This is a genomic window from Microbacterium sp. MTN4-26 (genome assembly GCF_042846595.1).
In the GTDB taxonomy this organism is placed as follows: Bacteria; Actinomycetota; Actinomycetes; order Actinomycetales; family Microbacteriaceae; genus Microbacterium; species Microbacterium luteum.
Map to the genome: position 1 here is coordinate 22,648 of NZ_BTGO01000005.1, position 25,260 is coordinate 47,907.

Annotated in this window: 27 protein-coding genes; 14 read left to right on the forward strand and 13 right to left on the reverse strand. The window is 69.6% G+C overall.

Annotated elements, in window-relative coordinates; translation table 11 throughout:
• Window positions 1–5 precede the first annotated feature (5 nt).
• On the reverse strand, window positions 6–1,031 hold the full coding sequence (locus ACGG9C_RS05350) for an isopenicillin N synthase family oxygenase (protein WP_286795474.1): 1,026 nt from the start codon (window positions 1,029–1,031) through the stop codon (window positions 6–8).
• 160 nt (window positions 1,032–1,191) lie between these two features.
• On the opposite strand from ACGG9C_RS05350, the gene ppk2 reads away from it, so the two are divergent.
• On the forward strand, window positions 1,192–2,097 hold the full coding sequence (ppk2, locus tag ACGG9C_RS05355) for a polyphosphate kinase 2 (protein ID WP_286795467.1): 906 nt from the start codon (window positions 1,192–1,194) through the stop codon (window positions 2,095–2,097).
• Between the two features lie 28 nt (window positions 2,098–2,125).
• Here the strand turns inward: ppk2 and ACGG9C_RS05360 are convergent, their stop codons facing one another.
• A complete protein-coding gene (locus ACGG9C_RS05360) occupies window positions 2,126–2,656 on the reverse strand; it encodes a CGNR zinc finger domain-containing protein (protein WP_286720123.1) in 531 nt (176 codons plus the stop codon).
• Between the two features lie 39 nt (window positions 2,657–2,695).
• Here ACGG9C_RS05360 and ACGG9C_RS05365 point away from each other — a divergent pair, with 39 nt between their 5' ends.
• Window positions 2,696–3,661: an EamA family transporter gene (locus tag ACGG9C_RS05365; RefSeq protein ID WP_286795466.1), complete on the forward strand. Its 966-nt coding sequence runs from the start codon at window positions 2,696–2,698 to the stop codon at window positions 3,659–3,661.
• Here ACGG9C_RS05365 and ACGG9C_RS05370 read toward each other — a convergent pair.
• Window positions 3,603–5,207 (reverse strand): Na+/H+ antiporter NhaC family protein, encoded by a 1,605-nt coding sequence (locus ACGG9C_RS05370; protein WP_286795465.1) that lies wholly within the window; start codon window positions 5,205–5,207, stop codon window positions 3,603–3,605. The genes ACGG9C_RS05365 and ACGG9C_RS05370 overlap by 59 nt on opposite strands.
• Window positions 5,208–5,323: 116 nt before the next feature.
• On the opposite strand from ACGG9C_RS05370, the gene ACGG9C_RS05375 reads away from it, so the two are divergent.
• A complete protein-coding gene (locus ACGG9C_RS05375) occupies window positions 5,324–6,532 on the forward strand; it encodes a PLP-dependent aspartate aminotransferase family protein (RefSeq protein WP_286795464.1) in 1,209 nt (402 codons plus the stop codon).
• Between the two features lie 66 nt (window positions 6,533–6,598).
• Window positions 6,599–7,813, forward strand: coding sequence for an FAD-dependent oxidoreductase (locus tag ACGG9C_RS05380; RefSeq protein ID WP_194384607.1), 1,215 nt, complete (start codon window positions 6,599–6,601; stop codon window positions 7,811–7,813).
• Window positions 7,814–7,922: 109 nt separating this feature from the next.
• Here the strand turns inward: ACGG9C_RS05380 and ACGG9C_RS05385 are convergent, their stop codons facing one another.
• From ACGG9C_RS05385 to ACGG9C_RS05400, 4 genes are read right to left on the reverse strand one after another with little or no spacing between them, the layout of a single operon-like run.
• A complete protein-coding gene (locus ACGG9C_RS05385; protein ID WP_194384608.1) occupies window positions 7,923–8,321 on the reverse strand; it encodes a TIGR03618 family F420-dependent PPOX class oxidoreductase in 399 nt (132 codons plus the stop codon).
• Window positions 8,322–8,331: 10 nt separating this feature from the next.
• Complete coding sequence (locus ACGG9C_RS05390) at window positions 8,332–9,162, reverse strand: oxidoreductase (protein ID WP_194384609.1); 831 nt, start codon at window positions 9,160–9,162, stop codon at window positions 8,332–8,334.
• A 23-nt stretch (window positions 9,163–9,185) separates the two neighbouring features.
• On the reverse strand, window positions 9,186–9,647 hold the full coding sequence (locus ACGG9C_RS05395; RefSeq protein ID WP_228480932.1) for a GIY-YIG nuclease family protein: 462 nt from the start codon (window positions 9,645–9,647) through the stop codon (window positions 9,186–9,188).
• Window positions 9,648–9,695: 48 nt separating this feature from the next.
• The gene (locus tag ACGG9C_RS05400; RefSeq protein ID WP_194384610.1) at window positions 9,696–11,090 is read right to left on the reverse strand and encodes a glutamate decarboxylase; all 1,395 of its coding nucleotides are present in this window, start codon (window positions 11,088–11,090) and stop codon (window positions 9,696–9,698) included.
• Between the two features lie 147 nt (window positions 11,091–11,237).
• On the opposite strand from ACGG9C_RS05400, the gene ACGG9C_RS05405 reads away from it, so the two are divergent.
• Genes ACGG9C_RS05405 through ACGG9C_RS05415 form a run of 3 tightly spaced genes read left to right on the forward strand, consistent with a single transcriptional unit; the run spans window position 11,238 to window position 13,857 of the window.
• A complete protein-coding gene (locus tag ACGG9C_RS05405) occupies window positions 11,238–12,410 on the forward strand; it encodes a zinc-dependent alcohol dehydrogenase (RefSeq protein WP_071044003.1) in 1,173 nt (390 codons plus the stop codon).
• Window positions 12,407–12,889 (forward strand): hypothetical protein, encoded by a 483-nt coding sequence (locus ACGG9C_RS05410; protein ID WP_228480933.1) that lies wholly within the window; start codon window positions 12,407–12,409, stop codon window positions 12,887–12,889. Before ACGG9C_RS05405 ends, ACGG9C_RS05410 begins: the two co-directional genes overlap by 4 nt.
• Window positions 12,886–13,857: a cation diffusion facilitator family transporter gene (locus ACGG9C_RS05415; RefSeq protein ID WP_228480934.1), complete on the forward strand. Its 972-nt coding sequence runs from the start codon at window positions 12,886–12,888 to the stop codon at window positions 13,855–13,857. Before ACGG9C_RS05410 ends, ACGG9C_RS05415 begins: the two co-directional genes overlap by 4 nt.
• On the opposite strand, the gene ACGG9C_RS05420 is transcribed toward ACGG9C_RS05415, so the two are convergent.
• Genes ACGG9C_RS05420 through ACGG9C_RS05430 form a run of 3 tightly spaced genes read right to left on the reverse strand, consistent with a single transcriptional unit; the run spans window position 13,858 to window position 17,164 of the window.
• Entirely contained in the window at window positions 13,858–14,817 is a 960-nt protein-coding gene (locus ACGG9C_RS05420) for a carbohydrate ABC transporter permease (RefSeq protein WP_194384612.1), read from the reverse strand.
• On the reverse strand, window positions 14,814–15,779 hold the full coding sequence (locus tag ACGG9C_RS05425) for a carbohydrate ABC transporter permease (RefSeq protein WP_194384613.1): 966 nt from the start codon (window positions 15,777–15,779) through the stop codon (window positions 14,814–14,816). Before ACGG9C_RS05425 ends, ACGG9C_RS05420 begins: the two co-directional genes overlap by 4 nt.
• Window positions 15,776–17,164 carry an ABC transporter substrate-binding protein gene (locus ACGG9C_RS05430; RefSeq protein WP_194384614.1) on the reverse strand — a complete coding sequence of 463 codons (1,389 nt, stop codon included), beginning with the start codon at window positions 17,162–17,164 and terminating at the stop codon, window positions 15,776–15,778. Before ACGG9C_RS05430 ends, ACGG9C_RS05425 begins: the two co-directional genes overlap by 4 nt.
• Before the next feature lie 135 nt (window positions 17,165–17,299).
• Between ACGG9C_RS05430 and ACGG9C_RS05435 the strand changes: the two genes are divergently transcribed.
• From ACGG9C_RS05435 to ACGG9C_RS05450, 4 genes are all read left to right on the forward strand, one after another.
• Window positions 17,300–18,034, forward strand: coding sequence for a DUF72 domain-containing protein (locus tag ACGG9C_RS05435; RefSeq protein WP_194384615.1), 735 nt, complete (start codon window positions 17,300–17,302; stop codon window positions 18,032–18,034).
• A 112-nt stretch (window positions 18,035–18,146) separates the two neighbouring features.
• Window positions 18,147–18,740 (forward strand): sulfite oxidase-like oxidoreductase, encoded by a 594-nt coding sequence (locus tag ACGG9C_RS05440; protein ID WP_194384616.1) that lies wholly within the window; start codon window positions 18,147–18,149, stop codon window positions 18,738–18,740.
• Window positions 18,737–19,462 carry an FAD-binding oxidoreductase gene (locus tag ACGG9C_RS05445; protein ID WP_194384617.1) on the forward strand — a complete coding sequence of 242 codons (726 nt, stop codon included), beginning with the start codon at window positions 18,737–18,739 and terminating at the stop codon, window positions 19,460–19,462. The genes ACGG9C_RS05440 and ACGG9C_RS05445 overlap by 4 nt, the downstream gene beginning before the upstream one ends.
• 4 nt (window positions 19,463–19,466) lie before the next feature.
• Complete coding sequence (locus ACGG9C_RS05450; RefSeq protein ID WP_194384618.1) at window positions 19,467–19,766, forward strand: DUF6510 family protein; 300 nt, start codon at window positions 19,467–19,469, stop codon at window positions 19,764–19,766.
• Between the two features lies 1 nt (window position 19,767).
• On the opposite strand, the gene ACGG9C_RS05455 is transcribed toward ACGG9C_RS05450, so the two are convergent.
• Window positions 19,768–20,223, reverse strand: coding sequence for an SRPBCC family protein (locus ACGG9C_RS05455; protein WP_071043999.1), 456 nt, complete (start codon window positions 20,221–20,223; stop codon window positions 19,768–19,770).
• A gap of 83 nt (window positions 20,224–20,306) precedes the next feature.
• Complete coding sequence (locus ACGG9C_RS05460; protein WP_194384619.1) at window positions 20,307–20,606, reverse strand: hypothetical protein; 300 nt, start codon at window positions 20,604–20,606, stop codon at window positions 20,307–20,309.
• A 167-nt stretch (window positions 20,607–20,773) separates the two neighbouring features.
• On the opposite strand from ACGG9C_RS05460, the gene ACGG9C_RS05465 reads away from it, so the two are divergent.
• Window positions 20,774–21,118, forward strand: a complete 345-nt coding sequence (locus ACGG9C_RS05465) for a sugar ABC transporter ATPase (protein ID WP_071043997.1) — start codon at window positions 20,774–20,776, stop codon at window positions 21,116–21,118.
• A 28-nt stretch (window positions 21,119–21,146) separates the two neighbouring features.
• Here the strand turns inward: ACGG9C_RS05465 and ACGG9C_RS05470 are convergent, their stop codons facing one another.
• Window positions 21,147–22,379, reverse strand: a complete 1,233-nt coding sequence (locus ACGG9C_RS05470) for an MFS transporter (protein WP_194384620.1) — start codon at window positions 22,377–22,379, stop codon at window positions 21,147–21,149.
• 251 nt (window positions 22,380–22,630) lie between these two features.
• Here ACGG9C_RS05470 and ACGG9C_RS05475 point away from each other — a divergent pair, with 251 nt between their 5' ends.
• Window positions 22,631–24,184, forward strand: coding sequence for a carboxylesterase/lipase family protein (locus tag ACGG9C_RS05475; protein ID WP_228480935.1), 1,554 nt, complete (start codon window positions 22,631–22,633; stop codon window positions 24,182–24,184).
• A gap of 46 nt (window positions 24,185–24,230) precedes the next feature.
• A complete protein-coding gene (locus ACGG9C_RS05480) occupies window positions 24,231–25,247 on the forward strand; it encodes a LacI family DNA-binding transcriptional regulator (RefSeq protein WP_194384621.1) in 1,017 nt (338 codons plus the stop codon).
• Window positions 25,248–25,260 lie beyond the last annotated feature (13 nt).

The following is a 25,260-nucleotide window of genomic DNA, read 5'->3' on the forward strand; positions in this document are numbered from 1 at the left end:
CGTCCTCAGGCCTTGCGGGACTCCTCGAGGAGCTCCGGGTGGTGGATGGCAGCCACGTCGGGGTGGGCCCGCAGCCGCGACTTCAGCTGGTTCTCCCCGTACGTGCCGTGGATGATGTTGTCGGGGTCCTGCTCGATGCCCCGGGAGGTCGACCGGTACTGCTCGTCGATGTCGAGACGGGGCATCTGCACCGCGAGCGCGGGGTTGAAGAACATGGGCACCGAGATGCGCTCGGTGCCTTCGGCGGGAGCGATCACCCGGTGCACCGTCGCGCGCAGGTATCCGTCGGTCGCCCACTCCAGCAGTTCGCCGATGTTGACGATGAGGGCGCCTTCGACCGGGGGCACGTCGTACCATTCCCCTTCGTACTCCACCTGGAGCCCGCCGGCGCCCGGCTCGATCCACAGCAGCGTCAGAACACCGGCGTCCTTGTGCTTGCCCACGCCCTGGCGAGACGGCGCGTCATCGGGTACGCCCGGGTAGCGCACGATCTTGAGGTGGGTCTGCGGGTCCTCGGCGAAGAGGTCCAGCAACGTGTGCGGCTCCGCGCCGAGCGACTGCGCCCACGCCTCGAGCAGGCGCCGTCCGATTGCGGTGAGCGTCTCGGACCACTCCTCGACCACCTCGCGCAGCTCGGGGAGCGCGCTCGGCCACAGATTCGGCCCTTCGAGGACAACGTAGGCCGGGTCCTCCGGGCCGCGCTCGATCGGTTCACGACCGGGGCCGATGTCGATCTGCTCGCGCCAGTCGACCTGACCCTGCGTCAGCTCGCCGCCGAGGCGGGCGTACCCGCGGAAGTGCGGTGAGGTGAGGTTCTCGATCTCGAGCTTGGCCTCGTCGGGCAGGGCGAAGAACGCACGAGAGGTCGTCAGCAGGCGCTCCTGCAGCTCGTCGGGGATGCCGTGTCCGACGAGGCTGAAGAAGCCCACCTCGTGGGTGGCACGACGCAGCTCGGCGCGGAAGCGGTCGGCGGCCTCGGGGCCGTCGTCCAGCAGGGAAAGATCGAGGACGGGAACGGGGGAGTCGGTCATGACGACGAAAATAAGCCGTCGCCGGACGCGGGTGGCGAATATGTCGTCATGGAGGGCGCTGGGGGCCTCATCCTCGTCACGGAGCTTCGCCGACGCGCTCCGCCGGGCGGCAAGATGTCGTTAACCCGTTCGCCACGACACGTTGACAGGATCCCGAATCATGGAAGACCCGCGGACCCAGAGCCTGCGCGAGTACATCGAGCACCTCCGCGAGAGCGGCTACTCCGTCGCGAACGGGCACACACCCGACCCGGACCTGATCGATCCCGAGGGGAATCCGGTCTACACGTGGCAGGAGGGCTATCCCTACGCCGAGCGCATGGATCGCGACGAGTACGAGATCGAGAAGTACCGGCTGCAGGTGGAGCTGTTGAAGTTCCAGTACTGGCTCGAAGACACCGGCGGACGCGCCATGATCCTCTTCGAGGGACGTGACGCGGCGGGCAAGGGCGGCACCATCAAGCGCTTCACCGAGCACCTGAACCCCCGCTCCTCGCGGGTGGTCGCCCTCACGAAGCCGACTGAGCGCGAGCAGGGCCAGTGGTACTTCCAGCGCTACGCGAAGCACTTTCCGAGCGCGGGTGAGATCGTCATGTTCGACCGCTCCTGGTACAACCGTGCCGGCGTCGAACGCGTCATGGGCTTCTGCTCCGACGAGGAGTACGAGACCTTCATGGATCAGGCGCCGACCTTCGAGAAGATGCTGATCGACAGCGGCATCCACCTCACGAAGTTCTGGTTCTCCGTCTCGCGCACCGAGCAGCGCACCCGCTTCGCCATGCGTCAGCTCGATCCGGTGCGCCAGTGGAAGCTGTCGCCGATGGACATCGCCTCGCTCGACCGGTGGGAGGACTACACCGCCGCGAAAGAGGAGATGTTCCGCCGCACCGACAAGAAGCACGCACCGTGGACGATCGTGCGCTCCAACGACAAGAAGCGAGCGCGGCTGAACGCGATGCGGTTCTTCCTCAATCAGTTCGACTACGAGGGCAAGGATCACGACGTGATCGGTGAACCCGATCCGCAGCTGGTCATGCGCGGCAAGCAGGAGACCGCCGACGAGTGACGCGCGCCGTCCTGGGCCGCCGGGTCGCTCAGGCCCGCCGGCGCGCGCGGTAGGCGGCGACCGCCTCGCGGTTCGTGCACGCGGTCGAGCAGTACTTACGCGACCGGTTGCGCGACAGGTCGATCACGACGCCGTCGCAGTCCTCTGCGGCGCACCGGCCGAACCGGCTCGTCTCGTCGGCGCGGATGACGTCGATCATGGCCATCGCCGTCTCCACGAGGATCCGCTCGTGGATCGGGCGGTCATCGGTCGTGGCGTGGATGTGCCAGTCGGTATCGCCATGCCGGGTGAGCTGCGGCACGGCGCCCTGCTCGGCGAGGATCGCGTTCACGAGGGTGACCGCATCGTCGCGGTCGGCGACGAACAGCGCACGCAGCCGGGGGCGGATCGCGCGGACCGGCTCGAGGTCGGCCGCGGTGGGGGCGGCGCCGGTGTAGGCGAAGCGCACGTAGAACTCCTGCAGCGCCTCGATCGTCGTGAGCGTGTCGGGAGCGAGCGCGGAGTTCGCCAGGTGCACCGACGACTCCAGCGCTTCGACCGTGTCAGGAGCGAACGTCATGTTGACACATTACCAACAGTGATCGTAGTGTCATGAGCCATGAGCTCCTTCGCACATGACACCCGCGTGGGGACCGTGGCCGGCGGCATGGCCTTCGCCCTCGTCGCCGCGGTTGCGTTCGGGTTGTCGGGGAGCCTCGGAAAGGGGCTCCTCGAGATCGGCTGGACCGCGGGATCTGCGACGCTCGCGCGCGTGGCGATCGCCGCGGCCCTGCTCGCGATCCCGGGCGCGATGGCCCTCCGTGGCCGGTGGGGAACGGTGCGCCGCGCGCTGCCGACCGTGCTCCTGTACGGGCTGTTCGCCGTCGCGGGCGCTCAGCTGTGCTTCTTCTTCGCCGTGGCGCAGATGGACGTGGGGGTGGCGCTCCTGGTGGAGTACACCGCGCCCGTCGCGGTGGTGCTGTGGCTGTGGTTGCGACGTGGGCAGCGACCCACGTCTCTGACGCTGGCGGGAGCGGTGGTCGCGGCGGTCGGCCTGCTCCTTCTGCTCGGCGTCCTCGGCGGCGTGTCCGTCAGCATCGGCGGCGTCGCGTGGGCGCTCGGGGCGATGGTCGGGCTCGCGGTCTACTACCTCGTCTCGGGCGACGACGCGCACGGCCTCCCGCCGGTCACCCTCGCCGCGGGGGGCCTTCTGGTCGCCGTGGTGATCCTCGCCGTCGCGGCCGGCGCCGGCATCCTGCCGATGGGTGTCGGCACCGGCATGGTGGAGTTCGCCTCCTTCTCCGCGCCCTGGTGGGGTGTGGTGCTGGTGCTCGGCGTGGTCACCGGGGCAGTGTCGTACGTCAGCGGCATCGCCGCCGCGCGGCGCCTCGGCGCCCGCCTCGCGTCATTCGTGGGGCTCACCGAGGTGCTCGCGGCAGCGCTGCTGGCGTGGCTGCTGCTCGGTGAGGCCCCGCGGGCGGTTCAGGTCGTCGGCGGCGCGCTCGTGCTCGTCGGCGTCGTGCTGGTCAAGCTGGCTGAGCCTCGTCGGGCCGCGCAGCCGCTTCCTCTTCCACAGGCTTCCTGATCGCGCGGATCGCGAGGACGCCGCCGGCCAGGGCCGCGACGGTGACGATCAGCCCGAGCCACACCAGCGTCGTCGCGGCGAGCACGACGTAGCCGAGCAGCGCCGAGACGGCGGCGACGGCCACGAACGGCAGCTGCGTGACGACGTGGGTGATCACGTTGCAGCCGGCTCCGGTCGAGGACAGGATCGTCGTGTCGGAGATGGGGGAGCTGTGGTCGCCCGCGACCGCACCGGCCAGCACGGCGCCGAGCATGGGCAGCAGCAGCTCCGGCGCATCCACCGCGTTGGCGATGCCGCCGACGATCGGCAGCAGGAGCCCGAACGATCCCCACGACGTGCCCGTCGAGAAGGCCATCGCCGCGGCGAGCAGGAACACGATCGGGATGAGCCAGGCCGGCGGCACGTCGGACACCTCGACGAGTTCACCGAGATATGCACCCGTGCCCAGCGTGTCGATGAGACCGCCGAGCATCCACGCCAGGATGAGGATGCCGATCGCCGGAGACATCGCCTTGAGGCCGCCGAGCCATCCCTGCCCGAAGCTGCTCCAGCCGAAGCGGGGGTTGTCGGTCGTGTAGCGCACGTAGTAGTAGATCGCGCACGCGAGCCCGAGGATGCCGCCGTAGATGAGGGCGAGGCTCGTATCGGTCGAGGCCAGGATGTCCACCGGCGCCCATGATCCCGACGCGGAGTATCCGGTCCACACGATGCCCGCGAAGACGCCGATCACGAGGGCGACGAACGGCACGATGATCGCTCGCTTGGCTCCCGGGCGGTGCACCGGGAGGTTGTCGGTGAGCTGCCCCGGGATCACCTCGCCGTCGGCGTACGGGCGCCCCTCGACGAGAGCGCGCCGCTCCTCACGGCGCATCGCGCCGAAGTCCGCGCGAAAGGCGATGACCAGCCACACCAGCAGGGCGGCCGCGATCGCGTAGTAGTTCGACGCCGCGGCGCCGAGGAACGCCTCGACGCTGCTGATGCCGAGGGTCGAGGCGGCGACGATCGGGGCGAGGATGCCGATGATGTAGGCGCCCCAGCTGGAGAACGGGGCGAGGACCGCGATGGGTGCCGAGGTCGAGTCGACGATGTAGGCGAGCTTCGCCCGCGAGATGCGGTGCTGATCGGTGACGGGCCGGCTGATCTGGCCGACGGCGAGCGCATTGAAGTAGTCGTCGATGAAGATGACGATGCCGAGGATCGCCGGCAGGATCTGCCCACCGCGGCGGGTGCGGATGCGCTTCACAGCCCAATCGGCGAACGCCTGGGTGCCGCCGGACATGAGGATGAAGGCCGCGATCACCCCGAGGAGAACGATGAACAGCAGGATGTAGATGTACCAGGTGTTGAGGGCGCCGTCCTCCCAGAACAGCACCGCGAAGGAATCCCACACGAGTGCGAGCGTGCGCAGGGGATCGAACTCGGCGATGAGCAGCGCGGCGACGAGAACGCCGGCGCCCAGGCTGATCATCACTTTCTTCGTGACGATCGCGAGGACGATCGCCACGACCGGAGGGATCACCGTCAGCCACGGTGCGGATTCGATCATGGGACATCCTCTCGTTGTGCCGCCTGAACGTACCCAGCCGAGCGCCCGGCGTCAACGGTCGCCGCTGCACGCGCGGTCGTGTGGACACCATCGGGAGCCGACGGCAGGATCGGGGGATGACGATCCGTCCGAACCGCAGCGATCCCGATTCCGTGCGCGACGCCACGTGGGCGGTGCACGGCGGCAACGCGCCCGACCCCGGCACCGGCGCCCTGCGGACGCCTCTCGTGATGGCGAACTCCTACGTGCTCCCGGAGGATCCCTCGACCATCGACTGGTCCGACACCGAGGGGCTCGTCTACACACGGAACGGCGGCGTCAACCAGATCGCGCTCGAGCGCAAGCTCGCCGCGATGGAGGGCGGCGAGGCGGCGGCGGTGTTCGCGTCGGGGGTCGCGGCACTGCACGCGGTGTTCTTCACCCTCTTGAAGAGCGGCGATCACGTCGTCGTCTCCGACGTGGGATACGAAGCCGTGTGGCGCCTGTTCAGTGAGCTGCTGCCGGAGCGGTACGGCATCGAGGCGACCTTCGTCGACGTGTCCGATCCCGCTGCGGTGCGGGCGGCGCTGCGGCCCGAGACGCGCATGATCCACGTCGAGACCATCGCCAATCCCACCACGCAGGTCGCCGACATCCGGGGTCTCGCCGATATCGCGCACGAGGTGGGCGCGATCTTCACGGTCGACAGCACCTTCACCCCGCCCCCGTTCTACCGGCCGCTCTACGACGGGGCCGACCTCGTCATCCACTCCCTCACGAAGTACATCAACGGCCACGGTGACGCCCTCGGCGGTGCGGTCATCGGCGACGCCGGGCTCGTCGACCGCGTCAGGCGGGATGCGCTGGTCGACGTGGGCGGGGTGATCTCGCCGTTCAACGCCTGGCTGATCCTGCGCGGATCGGTGACGCTGCCCCTGCGCCTGCAGCAGCACTTCGCCTCCGCGACGACGATCGCCCGGCTGCTCGACGCGGAGCCGCGCATCGCGTTCGTGGCCTATCCGGGTCTCAGCAACCACCCCGACCACGAGGTCGCGACCCGGCAGTTCGTCGGGCGCGGCTACGGCGGCATGCTCGCGTTCGCGCTCGACGGCGACGCCGACCTGCAGAACACGTTCGTGTCGCAGCTGGGCGTCATCACCTCGGCGTTCTCCCTCGGGCACGACGAGTCGCTGATCGTGCACGTGGGCACCGAGACGCGAGGCGGCGCGGAGAACTACCCCGAGGCGTTCCGGCGCTTCGGGCACCTGCGGCTCTCAGTGGGTCTCGAAGACGTCGATGATCTCGTCGCCGACATCACCACGGCGCTGGAGCGCACCCTCGGCTGAACCCACACCCGTCGATCGTCGTGACGCTGCCTTACCCCGATGGCGGCCTCGCGATAGCGTGGCGGCATGACGCTCCGCACGCAGGTGTGCATCGCCGGCGGGGGACCGGCAGGGGTCCTGCTCGGACTGCTGCTCGCCCGCGAGCGAGTGGATGTCGTCGTGCTCGAGAAGCACGACGACTTCTTCCGCGACTTCCGGGGTGACACCGTCCATCCGTCGACGCTGAACCTGATCGACGACCTCGGCCTGCGCTCGGCGTTCGACGCCATCGCGCACAAGCCGCTGCCGAAGCTCGACGCGGTGGTCAACGGCGTGCGGGTGCACGCGATCGACTTCACCTCGCTGCCGAAGCCGAACCGCTTCCTCACCCTCATGCCGCAGTGGGACCTGCTCGACATGCTCGCCGAGGCCGGGAGGCAGCATCCGTCGTTCCACCTGATCATGGGGGCGGAGGTCACGGGCGTGCGCCGAGATGCGGATGGCCGGGTCTCCGGCGTGCACGCGCGCACGGCCGAAGGCGACCTCGGGGTCGAGGCTTCGCTGACCGTGGCCGCCGACGGTCGCGATTCGACGGTGCGCGAGGCGCTCGGGATGCAGCCGCGGGACTATGGCGTACCGGCCGATGTGGCCTGGTTCCGGCTGCCGGAACCACCGACGCCTCTGCCCGACACGCTGGCGTGGATCAGCGAGGAGACGATGCTCGTGACGTTTCCCCGGCCGGGATACCTGCAGAGCGGCATGCTCATCCCGAAGGGGTCCTTCGACGCGCTCCGTGCGGAGGGGATCGACGCCTTCCGGGCGCGGATCGCGCGCGCCGTGCCGCGACTGGCCGCCCAGGCGGCCGAACTGGGCTCGTTCGAGAACGTCAAGCTGCTCTCGGTGCAGATCAACCGTCTCGACCGGTGGCACACGCCCGGTGCCCTGCTGATCGGCGACGCGGCGCATGCGATGTCTCCCGCGTTCGGCGTGGGCATCAACTACGCCGTGCAGGACGCCGTGGCCGCCGCGCGCCTGCTGGCACCCGCCCTCCGATCCGGCGCGGAATCGGTGATCGACCGCGCGGCGGCTGCGGTGCAGGGTCGGCGTGAGCGTCCGACGGCGATGATGCAGCGCATCCAGCGTGCCGTGCACGCCCGGATCGCGACCGGCCGGGGCGTGAAGATCCTGGATGACCCGCCGACCCGCCGGCAGCGCATCGCGATGCGCCTCGCGCTGCCGCTGCTGCGGCCGCTCGCCGCGCGCATCGTCGGATACGGATTCCGTCCCGAGCGCCTTCGCTGACCGAGGCCGCACGAGAAACGCCGAACCGCGCGAAACACCACGCATCGCGGCGTGTCTCGCGCGGTTCGGGGTGTCTCGGCACCTCTGCCTGCGGGGCCGACGGGCGCGGTCAGGCGGTGAAGAGCGGCGCCGAACCCAGAACGCGGTCGGGGGTGAGCCGGATGACCACGCGCTGCGGGTTGGGGCGCGGCGTGCGATACCGCAGGCCGTAGAGACGCTCAGCCAGCGCGACGGCATCGACATCGCGCTCGATCACGGCACGGCCGGCGATCGACATCCACTGCGGCCCCGCCACCTGACCCACGCTCGCCCGGGAATCGCGTTCGATGTTGCGCACCTTCTGGCTGCCGTCGGAGGTGATGATCCGCACCGCGCCCTCGTGCACGGTGTAGCCGACCGCGACGACGTGGATGCCGCCGTCCTTGGCCATGGTCGACAGGGTGGCGAGGTGGTAGTCGGCAAGGAAGGCCTGGCCGTCGGCGGACAGGGAGTCGAGTGAGCGGGTCATCGGGTCGTCCTCACGCCATCCGGGAGAGGATCGCATCCATGACCCGGTCGGGAAGCGTATGCCGCAGTCTCACGATGAGTCCCGCCGAGAACGGGACCGCGTAGCGGCTGCGTGGGCGGCTCGTCGTCACGGCCGTCACGATCGTCCGGGCGACGTCCTCGGGCGAGGCCGACATCGGTCCCTCGTCGACGCGCGTGTAGTTCGCGTACATCCGCTGGGCCTGCCCCGCATACGCGCCATCGCCGGAGTGCTCGAGGAGGCTCTCGCGCGAGATGGTGTTCCACTCGGTGCGCACCGGGCCCGGCTGCACGATCACGACGTCGATGCCGTGCGGTGCCAGTTCCAGGCGCAGGGAGTCGCTGAGCCCCTCGACGGCGAACTTGGTGGCGTGGTACCAGCTGCCCAGGGGCTCGTAGATGTGCGCGCCGATCGAGGAGATGTTGATGATGCGCCCGCGACCGAGCTGGCGCATCGTCGGCAGCACGAGCTGGGTCAGGAGGGCCAGGCCGAAGATGTTGACGTCGAACTGCCGCCGCGCTTCGTCGAGCGGAACGTCTTCGAGGGCCCCGTAGGAGCCGTAGCCGGCGTTGTTCACCAGCACGTCGATGCGGCCGCGCTCGCCGACGATGCGGTCGACCGCGGCCGTCATCGACGCCTCGTCGGTCACGTCGAGTTCGATCGCTGTTCCGCCGGCGTCGCTGATGGCGTTCATCCGGTCGACGCGGCGCGCGCCCCCGTAGACGGCCCAGCCCTTCTCGAGGAGGGCGAGGGCGGTCGCGAGGCCGATGCCGGACGAGGCGCCGGTGACGAGGGCGACGGGCGTGGGGGTGGAGGAGGCCATGCGTCCAGTCCACCACGCCGGTATCACCCTCGGGCCCGATACGCGTCGCCGATCCAGCGCGCATACGCATGCCACGGGTCGGTGTCACCGCGCAGGTCGGCGACGAAGGACAGCAGGTCGCGGTCGGCGCGGAACCATTCGCCCCCTTCGCGCAGGGCGGCGAACCGGATGTGGCGCTCGCGTTCGCGGGCGCGATCACCCGGTTCGAAGGCGAGGAGTTCGTCGTGCCGGATCGCTGCCAGCCGCTGCCGGGGACGGGCGGACGTGCCGATCTTCACCCTCGCGTCGAACCGCAGGTAGTAGACCACGTCGACCCGCGGCGGCGGGAGGTCGGCGTCGGGTGCGTCGCCGTAGCGCCACAGGCACACCGCGCACCGCCATCCGTCGTCGGCGCGGGTGCCGCGGGTGCCGCCGCACAGGAGGCACGGCCCCGGCATCGCACCCGGCGCCGTCCGCATCGCACGGCCCGGTGTCGCACTGGTCACGCGCGCAATCTACGCGCGGCGTGCGACACCGAGCGGCGGCGGCCCGGCTCAGTGCGTGAAAGTGGTCGTCTGGCCCTCCACCGGCATCGGCGTCTCGAGGCGGTCGAGGTGATCGACGGCCTCGCGGATGTCGCGCAGGAGAGCGTCGGCGAGGCTGTGCGAGAGGCCGTTGCGCACGACGATGCGCTGCACGACGAGATCGGCGAGACCGTCGGGCATGGGGTAGGCGGGCACGAGCCATCCTTTGAGGCGCAGCCGCTCGGACAGGTGGTAGAGGTTCCAGGTGTCGGTGTGGCCGTCGGCCTGCTGCCAGGCGAACACCGGGATGTCGGTGCCGTCGTTCCACAGCTCGAACGCGTCCATCTTGCCGATCTCGGTCGCCAGGTACACCGCGACATCCTGGGAGGCCTGCTGCACGCGGCGGTAGCCATCCCACCCGAGACGCAGGAACAGGTAGTACTGCAGCAGAACCTGGGCCCCCGGTCGGGAGAAGTTCAGCGCGAAGGTCGGCATGTGGCCGCCGAGGTAGGTGACGTCGAAGACGAGGTCCTCGGGAAGGTCGGAGACCGAGCGCCACACGACCCAGCCGAGACCCGGATAGACCAGGCCGTACTTGTGAGCGGACGTGCTGATGGACACGACGCGCTCGACGCGGAAGTCCCACTCCAGGTCGGGCTGGAGGAACGGGGCGATCATCCCGCCCGAGGCGCCGTCGACGTGGATCTTGACATCGAGCCCGGTCGAGGCCTGAATCGCATCGAGGGCCTTCGCGATCTCGGCAACCGGCTCGTACATGCCGGTGTAGGTCACACCCATGATCGCGACGACGCCGATCGTGTTCTCGTCGACGTAGTCGGCCAGGTCGTGTCCGTCGAGCACCTTGTGCTCGCGGGAGATGGGCACGTATCGGGGCTCCACGTCCCAGTAGTTGCAGAACTTCTCCCAGCACACCTGCACGGCCGACGACAGCACCAGGTTGGGCTTGTCGGTGGGCAGTCCCTTCGCGCGTCGCGCGTGCTGCCAGCGGCGCTTCAGGGCGAGTCCGCCGAGCATGCACGCCTCGCTGGAGCCGATGGTGGATGTGCCGATCGCGTCGTCCGCGTCGGGCACGTTCCACAGGTTCGCGATCATCTTCCAGCACCGTGACTCGATCTCCGCGGTCTGCGGATACTCGTCCTTGTCGATCATGTTCTTGTCGGCGGACTCCTTGTAGAGCTTCTCCGCCGATGCATCCATCCACGTGCCGACGAATGTCGCGAGATTCAGGCGCGCGTTCCCATCGAGCATCGACTCGTCGTGCACGACCTGATACGCCGTGTCGGGGAGGGACTCGCCGTCGGGAAGGCGGTCGATCGGGAAGTCCGTCGCCTCGCCGTCGCGGGCGAAGAGCGGGTTGAGTTCGGTGCGGGAGACATCGTCGGGACGAGCGGCCGTGTCGGTCATGCAGGTTCTCCTCGGGTGGGTGAGCCTCCAGACTGCCCGGTGCGCGATCATGCCGCCACCCTCCGCCGCGGGTGTGATGTCAACCCCCTCGCAAGAGCCCGCGCGGGCGGTTCGACTGGACTGGTCAGACACGACGAGAGGATCGACATGCGCGCATTGACCTGGCAGGGCCGGCGGAACGTCTCGGTGGAGACGGTGCCCGACCCGCGGATCGAGGAGCCGACCGACGCGATCGTCCGCATCACGTCCACGGCGATCTGCGGATCCGACCTGCATCTCTACGAGATCTTCGGTCCGTTCATCGATCCGGGCGATGTGCTCGGCCACGAGCCCATGGGCATCGTCGAAGAGGTCGGCGCCGCGGTGACGAACCTGTCGCCCGGCCAGCGGGTCGTCATCCCGTTCAACATCTCGTGCGGTGAATGCTTCATGTGCCGCCGCGGGCTGCAGTCGCAGTGCGAGACGACGCAGGTGACCGAGTACGGCACCGGTGCTTCGCTGTTCGGCTACACCAAGCTCTACGGTCAGGTTCCCGGGGGTCAGGCCGAGCTGCTGCGCGTTCCGCTGGCCGACTACAACACGGTGCCCGTCGGCGCGGACCTGCCCGATGACCGATACCTGTTCCTCAGCGATATCCTCCCCACGGCCTGGCAGGGCGTCGACTATGCGAGCGTGCCGGACGGGGGAACCCTCGCGGTGCTGGGGCTCGGCCCGGTGGGGCAGTTCGCTGCCCGGATCGGTGCGCACCGGGGCTTTCGGGTCATCGGGATCGACCCCGTCGCCGAACGGCGCGACATGGCGGCCCGGCACGGGGTCGAGGCGCACGGCGACGACGACGCGGTCGAGCGGGTGCTCAGCGAGACCGCCGGGCGCGGGGCGGATGCCGTCATCGACGCCGTCGGCATGGAGGCGCACGGCGCACCGTTCATCCGAGCCGCCCACCACGCCCTCGGCCACCTGCCCGACGCGGTCACCCGGCCCGTCATGGACAAGGCGGGTGTCGATCGCCTGGCGGCGGTGTATTCCGGCATCGACATGGTGCGCCGCGGCGGCACCCTGTCGATCAGCGGCGTCTACGGCGGCGATGCCGACGTGCTGCCGATGAAGACGATGTTCGACAAGCAGCTGAGCCTGCGGATGGGGCAGTGCAACGTCAAGCGCTGGATCGACGACATCATGCCGCTCGTCGAGGACGCCGCCGACCCCTTGGGGATCGACGACCTCGTCACCCACCACGCATCGCTCGAAGACGCTCCCTCGCTCTACGAGACGTTCCAGAAGAAGGAGGATGGGTGCATCAAGGTCGTGCTGCGGCCGTGAGCCCGCCATCGGCGCGCGGCCGCCGACGGAGCTTCGTCTCCGCCGGCGTGCTAGCCCTGGCGTTGACGGCGTGCGCGGCACCCCCGCTCGACCCCGACGGATCCCTGGATCGGATCACGGAGTCTGGCCTCCTGCGTGCGGGGGCGAGCCCGAGCGGCGAGCTCGTCATCATCGACGACCCGGGTCCGAGCGGTGCGCTCGTCGATCTGGTCGACGGATTCGCCGAGCAGTATGGCGCGCGCGTGTCGTGGCACGTGGACAGCGAGGAGGATCTGGTGCAGGGGCTCGCCGACGGGCGACTGGATGTCGTCGTGGGCGGAATGACCACGAGCTCGCCGTGGACCGATCTGGCATCGGTGACCCGCGGGTACCCTGCCATCGCGGGGTCGGAGGGCGCCGACGTCGCGTTCCTGCTCCCGCTCGGGGAGAACGGCCTGCAGGCGGCGCTGGAGACCTACCTCGACGAGGAGACGCGGTGAGGCGCTTCGGTCGCACCGACCTGCCGCCCGAACAGCAGGACGCGCTGCGGCGGGCGATCCGCTGGGAGTGGATCACGATCCTCCACATGGTCGTCGCCGTCGTCCTGATAGCGCTCGTGCTCGGCGGTTCGCAGGCGCTGAAGACGGCCTGGATCGAAGACATGCTGTCGCTGATCCCGCAGATCACGTTCCTGATTGCTCTCCTCCTCATCCGCAAACGCCCTTCCCGTGCCTACCCCTACGGCCTTCATCGGGCGATGGGAGTGGGGCACCTCGTCGCGGGTGTCACCCTGATCGGTGTGGGGGGCACGCTGGCCGTGGAGGCGGTGCTCGGGCTAGTGCGGCTTGAGCATCCCGCGATCGGCACGGTGCAGCTGTTCGGAGAGACGATCTGGCTCGGGTGGCTCATGATCGCCGTGTCCGTCCTCACCGGGATCGGCCCGATCGTCTTCGCCCGCGCGAAGCTGAAGATCGCCCCGACCCTGCACAACAAGCTGCTCTATGCCGACGCCGACATGGCGAAGGCGGACTGGACGACGACCCTCTCGACCGTCATCGGCATCCTCGGCATCGCCTTCGGGGTCTGGTGGCTCGATGGGGCCGCCGCCCTCTTCATCTCGACCAGCATCGTGTGGGACGGTTGGCGTAACACGCGGGCCGCCGTGCTGGATCTGATGGATCAGCGTGCGCGCACCGAGGACGACTCGCGGGTGCACCCGCTGGCGACGGACGTGCTGCGCACCCTCGAGGGTGAGCGGTGGGTGCGGTCTGCCGGCATCCGCCTGCGGGACATGGGTCAGGTGTTCCATGTGGAGGCGTTCGTGGTGCCGCGTCGCGGGCGCGCCGACCTCGGCGATATCGGGCGGGCGCGGGAGAGGGTCGCGGCGCTGGATTGGAAGATGCCGGACGTGGTCATCGTCCCGGTGGACGAGATCCCGCCGGAGGCGGAAACCCTGGCGACGCGGTGATCACCCCTTCATCCCGCTCGTGCTCACGCCCTGGATGATCTGCTTCTGACCGAGGAAGAACACGATGATCATGGGGATGGTCGCGATGACGCTGGCGGTTACGATGATCTCCCAGTGCCATTCCCCGCCGAAGCCGAAGGCGTCCACGAGGGACTTCAGGCCCCGGGGGATCGTGAACGTCGACGAGTCGCGCAGGTAGATGAGAGCCCGCATCAGGTCGGTCCACACCGCCTGCACCTCGAACACCAGGGTCACCGCGAGTGCAGGCTTGCACAGAGGCAGCGCGATGCGCCAGAAGACCGCCCACTGAGAGGCCCCATCCACTCGGGCGGCATCGAACAGATCACGGGGAAGGCCCAGCATGAACTGGCGCAGGAGGAAGACGTAGAACGCGCTCGCGAAGAGGTTCTGACCCCACAGCGGGACGAGCGTGCCGACGAAGCCGAGGGCGTTCCAGATGAGGAAGGTCGGGATCATCGTGACGGCGCCCGGCAGCATCATCGTCGCCAGCACGAGGCCGAAGAGGAAGCCGCGGCCGCGGAAGCGGAAGTACGCGAACCCCCATGCGACCATCGCGCTGGAGAAGGTCACCGTCACCGAGGCCAGCACGGTGACGATGAGGGTGTTGAGCAGCCACAGCGCCACCGGTGCATCGACCCATACCTGCACGTAATTGTCGAGCGTGAAGGTCTCGGGGATGAGCCGATTGTCGAAGACCTCGCCTCGCGGCTTGAACGATGCGCTGACCAGCCAGATGAAAGGGTAGGCGTAGATCACGGTCATCACGCTCAGCGCGGCGATCACGAGCGTCCGGCGCAGGCCGCGCCGTCGCCGGGCGGTTTGCTTCGGATCGGCGACGCGGCGCACCGCGCGCGCCGGGTCGGGAAGCGCGGACCCGCTCTCGGCCGGCCGATCCTCGGCCGCCTGCGCGTCGGTGTCGCCGGGAAGCACGCGGCTCATCGTCCGGTCTCGCCCTCGTAGTAGACCAGACGCCGGGACACGATCAGCTGTACCGCCGTGACGGCCATGATGAGCCCGAACAGCACCCACGCCATCGCCGAGGCGTACCCCATATTGAGAAACTCGAACGCCTGCTGGAACAGATAGATGACGTAGAACAGTGCGGCGTCGTTGCTGTAGGTCGTGTTGCCGCCGCCGAAGAACGCCGTGTACGCCTCGTCGAAGGTCTGCAGACCGCCGATCGTGTTGACCACGACGATGAAGAACAGCGCCGGACTGATCATCGGGATGGTCACGCTCAGGGACTGGCGCCAGAACCCCGCGCCGTCGAGACGGGCGGATTCGTAGAGTTCCTCCGGCACGTCCTGGAGGGCCGCCAGCAGGATGATGATCGAGGCACCGACCGTCCACAGGCTCATGATGATCAATCCGGGCTTGACCCACGCCGGGTCGGTCGTCCAGGCGGGCCCGTCGACACCGATCCACCCCAGCACCGTGTTGATGAGACCGTCCTGTCCGTTGAACAGCAGCAGGAAGAGGATGCCGACGGCAACCGGGGGCGTCATCTTCGGCAGGAAGAACATCGTGCGGAAGAATCCGGCGCTGCGCCCGGCTCGGTTGAGCAGCAGGGCGAGCGAGAGCGAGACCACGACGTACAGCGGCACCTGAACGAGCGTGTAGAAGAACGTGTTCGACAGTGCCAAAGCGATCTTCGGATCCTGGAAGAGCTCCTGGTAGTTCGACCAGCCGACCGCGTTCGGATCGTTGATGACGTCGTAGTCGGTGAAGGAGAGGTACGCCGAGTAGACGATTGGCCAGGCGGTGAAGACCCCGAAACCGACCAGCCATGGCGACAGGAAGAGCAGGGCGGCGCCGACGTTGCGCCGACTGGCCCGGCGTCGCGACCGGCGTCGCTCGGCCGAGACGGGAGCGCCGCCAAGCGTGTCGCGTGCCGCGCTCACTGGTCCGACTCGAGCTCTGCCCACCCCTCGTCCAGCGCTCGCTGGGCAACCTGCTGCGCGTCGGCGAGGGCCTCGGCCGGTGTCGACTGCCCGTTCAGTACGGCGTTGACGGCATCCTGCATCGCTGTCTTGAACTCCGCGTCGGCGGGGTTCGCCGGCAGCGAGAAGGTCGCCTCGTTGGCCTCGTACATCTTGCTCACCGCGGTGTCCCACGGCTCGCCGCCCGAGGTCACCATGCCCTCGATCATCTCGTCCGCCTCGACGTTTCCGGTGAGGATGCCGGTGAACGGCTTGCCCTCGGCCTCCCGCGCCTCCAGGCGCGCATCGGCGGCTGCCTCCCAGGCCTCGAGGGACGTCATCGACCGCGCCCAGCGGCAGGCTGCCTCGGGGTTTCCACTTCCGGAGGGGATCGCCCACGCGGAGCCGGACGCATACGCGAGCGTTTCGCCGCTGCGATCTCGCACCGTGTCGAATGCCATCGGTGCATCCGGACTGACGTCGTTGAGCACGTTGACGTACCACTGCTCCATCGGCATCGCGCCGAGGGTGCCGACGGCGAACTGATTGCCTTCGCCGAAGAAGTCCGCCGAGTCGCGGTAGGCCTTGACCGCACTGAACCCGCCCTGCGCGTCGTAGATCGACACCGCCCACTCGAGAGCCTCGACAACCGCCGGATCGTCGAGGCTCGCCGTGCGGCCGTCGTCGGAGATGAGGTCGGCGCCGTTGGCCTTGGCCCACAGCGGCATGAACTCCGGTAGCTTGCTGTCGTAGCCGATCACCTGCAGGTCACCGCCCTCGGACCGCTCGAGCGTCTCGTTCGCCGCGCTCACCGCCGCCCAGCTCGAACCGTTGACATCGTCGAGCGTCAGTCCGGCATCCTCGAGCAGATCGGCGTTCGCCATCGTCAGCTGAATCCCGTTGAACTCGGGGATGCCGTATACCGACCCGTCCAAGGTCACCTGATCCAGAGCCGCGGGACGATACATGCCGGTGTCGATGGCCTCGCCCTCGATGCACGAATCCAACGGCACGATGGCGCCGCGTGCTGCAAGAGAGCCGATCTGATCACGATTGGCATAGACGATGTCCGGCGGCGTTCCGGTGGCGACAGACGACAGGAACTGCTGCATGTCGAGGTCGCCCTCGATGAGGCTGACGTCCACGTCGCCGAGTTCCTGCTCGGTGAGCTCCATGCGCGAGGTGGCGACTTCGTCGACGCCGCCGAACCCCATCACGGTGAGCGTGCCGGTCAGCTCCGCCGCGGCGTCATAGTCGGCGTCGGCGTCGTCAGCGCCGCCGGTGCCGACGGCGCACGCGGACAGGAGCGCTGCGCCCGCGACGAGAGAGCCGAAAGCCACGATGCGGCGGCGGAGGGACGGGGGCATGGGTGCTCCTTCTCGACGAGCGGAAAGCCACCCGGAGAAGTGGGCGGTGGGGAGAACGTAAGAAGCGTTGGGCCGTTCGGCGAAGGGGATTGACCGCCACGACCGGTTCGACGTATAAGGGCCAGGATGAGACGCATGACACCCGGCGAGGTGAGGATCGGGACATCGGGATGGAGCTACGACCATTGGAAGGGCGTGCTGTATCCGCCCGGCGCCTCCTCGAAGCGGCTCGAGGCGTACGTGGCCGAGTTCGACACCGTCGAGCTCAACGGCAGCTTCTACCGGTGGCCGCGTGCTTCCGTGTTCGAGGGTTGGCGCGAGCGGGTACCGCCCGGGTTCCTCATGGCGGTCAAGGCGCCTCGGGGTCTGACTCACGCCCGCAAGCTGCGCGACCCCGACGAATGGGGTCGTCGGATCGGCGACGGGCTCGACGCTCTCGGTGACGCGGCCGGCTTCCTCCTGTTCCAGCTGCCACCGGACTTCGAGCGCGACGACGAGCGCCTGGCCCGTGCGCTCGAGGCGATGCCGCGTGGAGTCCCCGTCGCCGTCGAGCTGAGGCATCGGTCGTGGGATGACGAGGCGGTGTACCGCCTGCTCGAATCGCACGGCGCGGCCTCCTGCGTGATGAGCGGCGCGCACCTGCCGTGTGTGCTGCGCGCCACCGCGGAGACCGTTTACGTGAGGCTGCACGGACCGGACACCGAGCACCTCTACGCCGGGAGCTACAGCGACGACGACCTGCGCTGGTGGGCTGCGCGGATCACGGAGTGGCGTGATGGCGGGCATTCGCTCGTTGCGTACTTCAACAACGACGGCGAGGGGCATGCGGTGCGCAACGCGCGTCGGCTGAAGGAGATCCTCGGCCTCTGACGCGCGTGCCCGGCGATGACCCGCCGCGCCGAGCGGTCGCGGTGTGGTGCGCGGCGGCGCCGCGCCCTACCCTGATCACATCCGCCCGACACCTCTGCAGAAAGGCTCGGCGATGGCGATCATCTCCCGCGGGTTCGGCTCCCGTCGGCGCGAGGCCGACCCGCGCCTCCCGCCCGGTCAATACCTCACCGAGGACTTCCCCGTGCTGTCCGCGGGGCCCACGCCGAAGGTGAGTACCGACGAGTGGCGGTTCTCGGTGCGCACCGAGAAGGACATGGTCACGCAGTGGACGTGGGAGGAGTTCCTCGCGCTCGGCGTCGAGACCATCGAGACCGACATCCACTGCGTCACCCGATGGTCCAAGCTCGGCACGAACTGGCGGGGTGTCTCGCTCGATGCGGTCTTCGCCGACGTCGACACCGACCACGCCTACGCCATGATCCACTCCTACGGCGGATACACCACCAACGTGCCGATGGCCGACCTGCTGGGCGGCAAGGCGTGGATCGCCTTCGAGTTCGACGGGGCGCCGCTGACGCCGGAGCACGGCGGCCCAGCGCGCCTTCTGGTCCCCCACCTCTACTTCTGGAAGTCGGCGAAGTGGGTTCGCGGGATCGTCATGCACAAGCGCGACGAACCGGGCTTCTGGGAGCAGAACGGCTACAACATGCACGGGGATCCGTGGCGCGAGGAACGCTACTGGTGACCGTTTCCGCATGGCTCCCGGCGCGCGTGGTGTCGGTGACGCCGACCACGCCGCACGCCCGGGTGCTGATGCTCGACGTTCCGGGATGGCCGGGGAATCTCCCGGGTCAGCACCTGGATGTGCGGCTCACCGCCGAGGACGGCTACCAGGCGGAGAGGTCGTACTCCCTCGCCTCCTCGGGTGCCGGGGCGAGGGTCGAGCTCGCGGTCGACGAGATCCCGGACGGCGAGGTCTCGCCGTATCTGGTCCGCGAGGTGCGCGCCGGAGACGAACTTGAGGTGAAGGGTCCGCTCGGGGCGTACTTCGTCTGGCGCACCGACGACCCGTCGCCGGTGCAGCTGATCGCCGGCGGATCGGGCGTCGTGCCGCTGGTCGCGATCGCTCGCGCCCGCATCGCCGCATCCGCTTCGGTCTCACCGATGCGGCTGCTCTATTCGGTGCGTTCCGCCGGAGACGCGCTCTACGCCGAGGAGATCTCGACTTTCGAGGATCGAGGGGTCACGACCAGCTGGGTGTACACGCGTACGGCGCCGGACGGCTGGAACGGCCGGACGGGCCGCGTCGACGCCGACCTCCTGGCCGACGCGGTGTGGTCGCCGTCGATGAACCCGCTGATCTTCGTGTGCGGTCCGACGGGCTTCGTCGAGGCCGTCGCCGATGCGCTGGTCGTCTCAGGACACGACCCGGGGCGCGTGCGGACCGAACGATTCGGAGGGAGCTGAGCTGATGAGCGCACATCATCCCGCAGGACCGGTAGACCCGGTCACGCCCGTCGACGGCAACGTGCTCGCGGGCCGCCTCGGTGCCCTCTTCGCCGTGGAGGTCACGACTCTCATCGTCGTGTGCGGCGCGTGCGGAGCGAGCGGAGCGCTCGCCGAGGCCGTCGTCGAACTCGACGACGAGGCTGCGATCGTGCGCTGCCGCGCGTGCACCCACACGCTGTTCACCGTGCTGGGAGACGACGAGGCGCCGGTGCTGCGACCCGCATCCCTCGCGAGCATCGCCGCACCGGCGCCGAAGCCGTGAATCAGCGCGGGACGTCGCCGCGCCACGCGCCCGTCTCGGCGCCCTGAGCCTCGATGAACTCCTTGAAGTTCTTCAGGTCCTTCTTGACCGCGTGGCCGCCCGCGCCGACCAGGTCGCCGATCTTCTCGAGCGCGCCCTGCGGCTCCCAATCGAGCTGAACGGTGACGCGGGTCGTGGTGTCGCTGAGCTTGTGGAAGGTCACCACCCCGGCGTGCTCCGTGTCGCCGCCCGTGCTGTTCCACGCGACGCGCTCGTCGGGATGCTGCTCGGTGATCTCCGCGTCGAACTCGCGCTCGGCTCCGCCCACCTTCACCTTCCAGTGGGTGTGCGTGTCGCCGGTCTGCGTGATCTCCACGACTTCGTCGAGGAACTTCGGGAAGCTCTCGAACTGGGTCCACTGGTTGTACGCGACCGTGACCGGCACGTCCACGTCGATGTTCTCGGTGATCTGAGCCATGAGAGTCCTTTCGTCGTCGGGTTCACGACGCTAGGCGTCGCCCGGAACCGGCCCGAGGGGGTTGAAGCGACCGGAGCACAGTGCTACGCGGGCTCTGTCTTCGCGAGGGTGTCCACGGCGTGCTCGAACCTCAGCGTCTGCACGATCTCCACCGCCTGGTCGTACCGTGCGCCGCCGAGCGCCACGAAGACGGCGCCGACGACGTCGATGAAGCCCACGGTCCGTCCATCGACCGAGACCACGTACCGGTCGAGATCCACCAGCATCCACTGCACCCTCTCGCGCGCCGGGGCGGGCTCGACTGGTGCGCGGGGCGGAAGGGCGCGCAGCGAAGCGATCACATCGTCGTCGTGAGCCGGCAGCTGATCCGTCTTCGGTGTCATGGTGTGTCCCCCTCCGTGCCGGATCTCGTCCGGTCTGGTTACTGTGCGCCGCGCGGCGGGCCTGACCCAGGGGGTTGACAACGCCTAACGGATGCGCGCCCGGACGGCAAGGGGGTGAAGCGAGCGGGGCAGCCGAGGGAACGTGGAGACGACGAGAAGGAGGCGGCATGAGCACCGCGAATGACATCCCGGAAGAGCGCGACGAGGAAGCGACCGTCGGAGCGCAGCCCGTCGCGGGACGCGATACGACCATCGAGCAGGACCCTGCGGCAGACCCGGCGCAGGCGGAATGGGAGATGACGCAACGCCGCGACGAGGGCGACCCGGACGTGCTCGACCCCTCGCCTGCGGCGACGGGGGACGACCCCGATCAGATCCCGGGCGACATCGATCAGATCCCCGTCGACGACCTTCCCGGCCGTGCCGGGCAGCCCGACTCGCAGGGGGAGGACCCGGTCGTCGCCGAACTCGGCGAGGAGGGCGAAGGAGACATCGGCCCGGCTGATCTCTGACCCCGGGCCCGACCAGCGTCGTCGGCGGTCAGCGCCCGCGCGTGTGCAGCGCGTTCGCGACGCCCGCGCCGAGCACGAGTGCGGCGGCCGCGAGCGGCGCCCACAGGGCGGTACCCGCGCCGGTCGATTCCGCCAGTGCGCCGACGAGTGCGGATGCTGCCGACTGGCCGACGATCACACCGGAACCCAGCATGGTCATCACCGTGGCCGAGCGTCCGGCCGGTGCGCGGCCGGCGGCGAGGGTGTACATCGTCACGAGGGTCGGCCCGATCCCGATGCCGACGACCAGCAGCGTGACGAGCATGCCGGCGACCGATGTGACGAGACCGAGCGCGATGGCGCCCGCCGCGAGCACGGCACCGAACGTCGTCCACCGGGCGGCGAGGGTGAAGCGGGCGGGGAAGAGGGCCACCGCGAGCGCCAGCGCGGCCGAGCCGAGCCCCATGGCGCCGTAGACGAGGCCGGCCTGCTCCGGCGCCCCGCGCTCAGCCATGAAGGCGGTGAGCGCAGTGAGCGCGCTGCCGAAGAACAGGCCCATGCCGAGCGTGCCGGCCACCGGCACCAGCACCTCGAATCGGAAGAGTTCGCGCACCGGTGCCCGCGGGGCGGGTGCTGCGTCGGCCGCGCGCACTGTCGCGGTCGGGTGCAGCGCGAAGGCGGTGACGAACACGACCGCGAGCACGGCGGCGCCCACCACCGGTGCCGTCGGTCCCGCGGTCGCGGCCAGCAGCCCGACGACCACCGGTCCGAACACGAACGCCATCTCGTCGGCGGCCGACTCGTAGGCCATCGTGCCGTTGAGCACGCGAGCCGCCCGCGGGCGCGGGTACACGCGCGTGATGATGCCGACCAGCCGGCTGCGTGAGAGGGGCGCGACCTGCGGCGTGGACGCCCCGATGAGGAAGGCGATCACGAGCAGCGTCGAGGTCGGTGCGGGGGAGAAGGCCAGCCACGCGATCAGCGCGAGGAGTCCGCTGTTGACGAGGCCGGCGATCAGCACCACCGGCCGCTGACCCCATTTGTCGGCGGCGGCCCCGAGCAGGGGGCCGATGAGGGCGGTGCCGAGGCCCGTCAGGGCCGAGGTCGCCCCGCCGAGGGCGATCGAGTCCCGGGCGGCGACGACGAGGGTCAGCACGCCGACCACCATCATCGCGAACGGGAGGCGGGCAATGAGGGCGATCGGGAAGTAGCCCGCGCCGGTCTGTCGGAGAAGTGACGCCGGCGACGGTGCCGGCGTCTTGGGGGTGGCGCTCGTATACATCTTTCCTGTGTTCCTGCCACGGCCGGATGCCGTGGATGTGCGCCGCGGTCTGCGACGACTCGTGCCGCCTTGGCCGACCGCGGGCCGCCAGGTAGTTACACAACGGGATGACCACGACACTGTAGCCGGAACGCCTGGGCACGCCCTGGGCAGAGCGCGGGGGTGAACAGTCGGTTGCCCGGATGGCGGGAGCGGTGCCCGAGCCGTCACAATGGAGGCTCGCGCGCCCGGGCGCCGGGGACGGAGGAAGCATGGACGACGCGGGGGAGCCGATGCCGGACGCGCCGATCGTGTCGTGCGCCGCTGGGGCCTTCGCCGGCGTCGAGCGTGACGGCGTGCGCCTGTTCGCCGGCATCCGCTACGCCGCGCCGCCGACGGGCGAAGCCCGGTGGCGCGACCCGCGGCCCGCCGCGGTGCCGACAGGTGTGACCGCAGCCTCGGCGTTCGGGGCCGTCGCGCCGCAGCAGGTGAACAGGGCTATGGATCTCGGCCCCGACCCGGTGATGGACGAGGACTGCCTGTTCCTCAACGTGTGGGTGCCCGACGGCGCCGACCCGCGGACGCGGCCGGTGATGGTGTGGGTGCACGGCGGCGCCTACACGTTCGGCGCGGGCAGCCAGCCCCTCTACGACGCTGCCCGCCTGGTGCGCACCGGCGATGTCGTCGTCGTCACCATCAACTACCGCATCGGCGGACTCGGCTTCCTCGACCTTTCCGGATTCAGCGACGGCGAGCACGTCTTCGACGGCAATCTCGCCCTCAAGGACGTGCTGGCCGCCCTCACGTGGGTGCAGACGAACATCGCGGCGTTCGGGGGCGACCCGTCTCGCGTGACGGTGTTCGGCGAATCCGCGGGAGGGGGCCTGGTCACGACGCTGCTCGCTGTGCCTCGCGCCGAAGGGCTGGTGCACCGTGTCATCGCGGAGTCGTCGCCGGTCTCGAGCGTGTACGGGCGTGAGCGCTCCGAGCGCGTCGCCGACCGCTTCCTCACGATCCTCGGCGAGCGCGACCCCGCGAAGCTGCGACGGGTGCCGGCCGAGCGCATCGTGGATGCCGCCACGCGCGTGTTCGCGGAGATCCCGGCAGCCGACCCGGGCACCATCGCGTTCTCGCCGATCATCGACGGCGACCTGGTGCCGGAGTCGCCGATCACCGTGCTCTCGGAGGGGCGGGCCCTTCCGATCCCGCTCCTGATCGGCACGAACAAGGACGAGGCGTCGTTCTTCCGCTTCATGAAGTCGCCGCTCCTGCCGATCACCGATGATCAGATCGATCGGATGTTCGCCGACCTCAAGGTGGAGGATCCTCTTCTCACCCTCCCCGAGATGGAACAGGTGCGCACCGCCTACGAAGACACGCGGCATCGGGCCATGGGCCTCGGGATCGCGCGGGACGTCGGCTTCCGCATGCCCACGCTGTGGACGGTGGAGGGTCATTCCCGCATCGCCCCGACATACCTGTACCGCTTCGACCACGCCACGCCGTTCCTGCGGCTCATCGGCCTCGGTGCCACCCACGGCAGCGAGCTGCCCTATGTGTGGGGTGCCGTCGACGGGCCGACGAAGGGACCGGTCTTCCGCCTCGGCGGCCGGCACGCGGCGCAGCGCATCTCGCACCGGGTGATGCGTCGCTGGGCGGCGTTCGCGCACGGCGGCGCCCCCGATGCCGCCGACGCGACCGCGTGGCCGGCCTTCGACGAGCAGCGTCGCGCGACCCTCGTGATCGACGGGGTCGACCGGGTGGTCGACGACCTCGACGCCACGCTTCGCGCCGGCTGGGGCGACGAGGTGCTCGCCTTCACGTGAGCGACGCTCCGTCGCGCGCGGCGAGCCGCCACTACTGTGAGGGGTCATGACCGACTCGTCCCGCTCCGGACGCACCGATACCGCGCGTGCGGGCGTGCGGCAGGTCGCCGAGCGGGCGGGTGTGTCGACGCAGACCGTCTCGCGCGTGATCAACGACCATCCGCACATCCGCCCCGAGACGCGAGAGCGCGTGCTCGCCGCCATGGCCGAGCTCGACTACCGGGTGAACAACGCCGCGCGCACGCTCGGCACGCGAACGACCCGCACCCTCGGCGTGATCGCCTCCGACGCGACCCTGTACGGTCCCGCGGTGGGGATCGCGGCGCTGGAGACGGCCGCCCGAGCCGCCGACCGGTGGATCGCGACGGCCTACGCCGACGCCGAGGACACGGCGTCGGTCGTCGAGGCCGCGGGCCGGCTGCGCGCCCAGGGGGTGGACGGGATCATCGTGCTCGCCCCGCACGAGCGCTCGCTCGACGCGGTGGTCGCCGCTCATGCCGACGTGCCCGTCGAGGCGCTGCACGCCGGCGAGGGATACCAGCGGCAGCGCGAGGGTGCAGCGCTCGCCGTCGCGCACCTGTGGGAGCTCGGGCATCGTCGCATCGCCCACCTCGCCGGCCCCGCCGACTGGCTCGAAGCGCGCGCCCGCATCGACGGTGTCCGCGAAGCGCTCGCCGCGCGCGGGACGACGGGGCCGATGTGGACGGGCGACTGGACCGCGGTCTCCGCGGCGGCGCTCGCCCCCGACATCGCCGCGGCGATCACCCGCGCCGACGGCCCGTCGGCGGTCGTCGCCGCCAACGACCAGATGGCGCTGGGTCTGATCGCCGGCCTCCGAGAAGCGGGACTCGACATTCCGGGAGAGGTGAGCGTGATCGGCTTCGACGACAATCCCGACGCGGCTTTCTACCGACCGCCGCTCACCACGGTGCGCATCGACCTCGCGGGAGAAGCCCGACGTGTCGTGGCGGCGGTGCTCGGCGCACCCGTCCTGCCTTCGGCGCCGCCCATCGTCGTGCCGCGGGCGTCCGCGGCGGCACCGCGCGAGATCTTGCTTCCCTGACATACGACTGGCG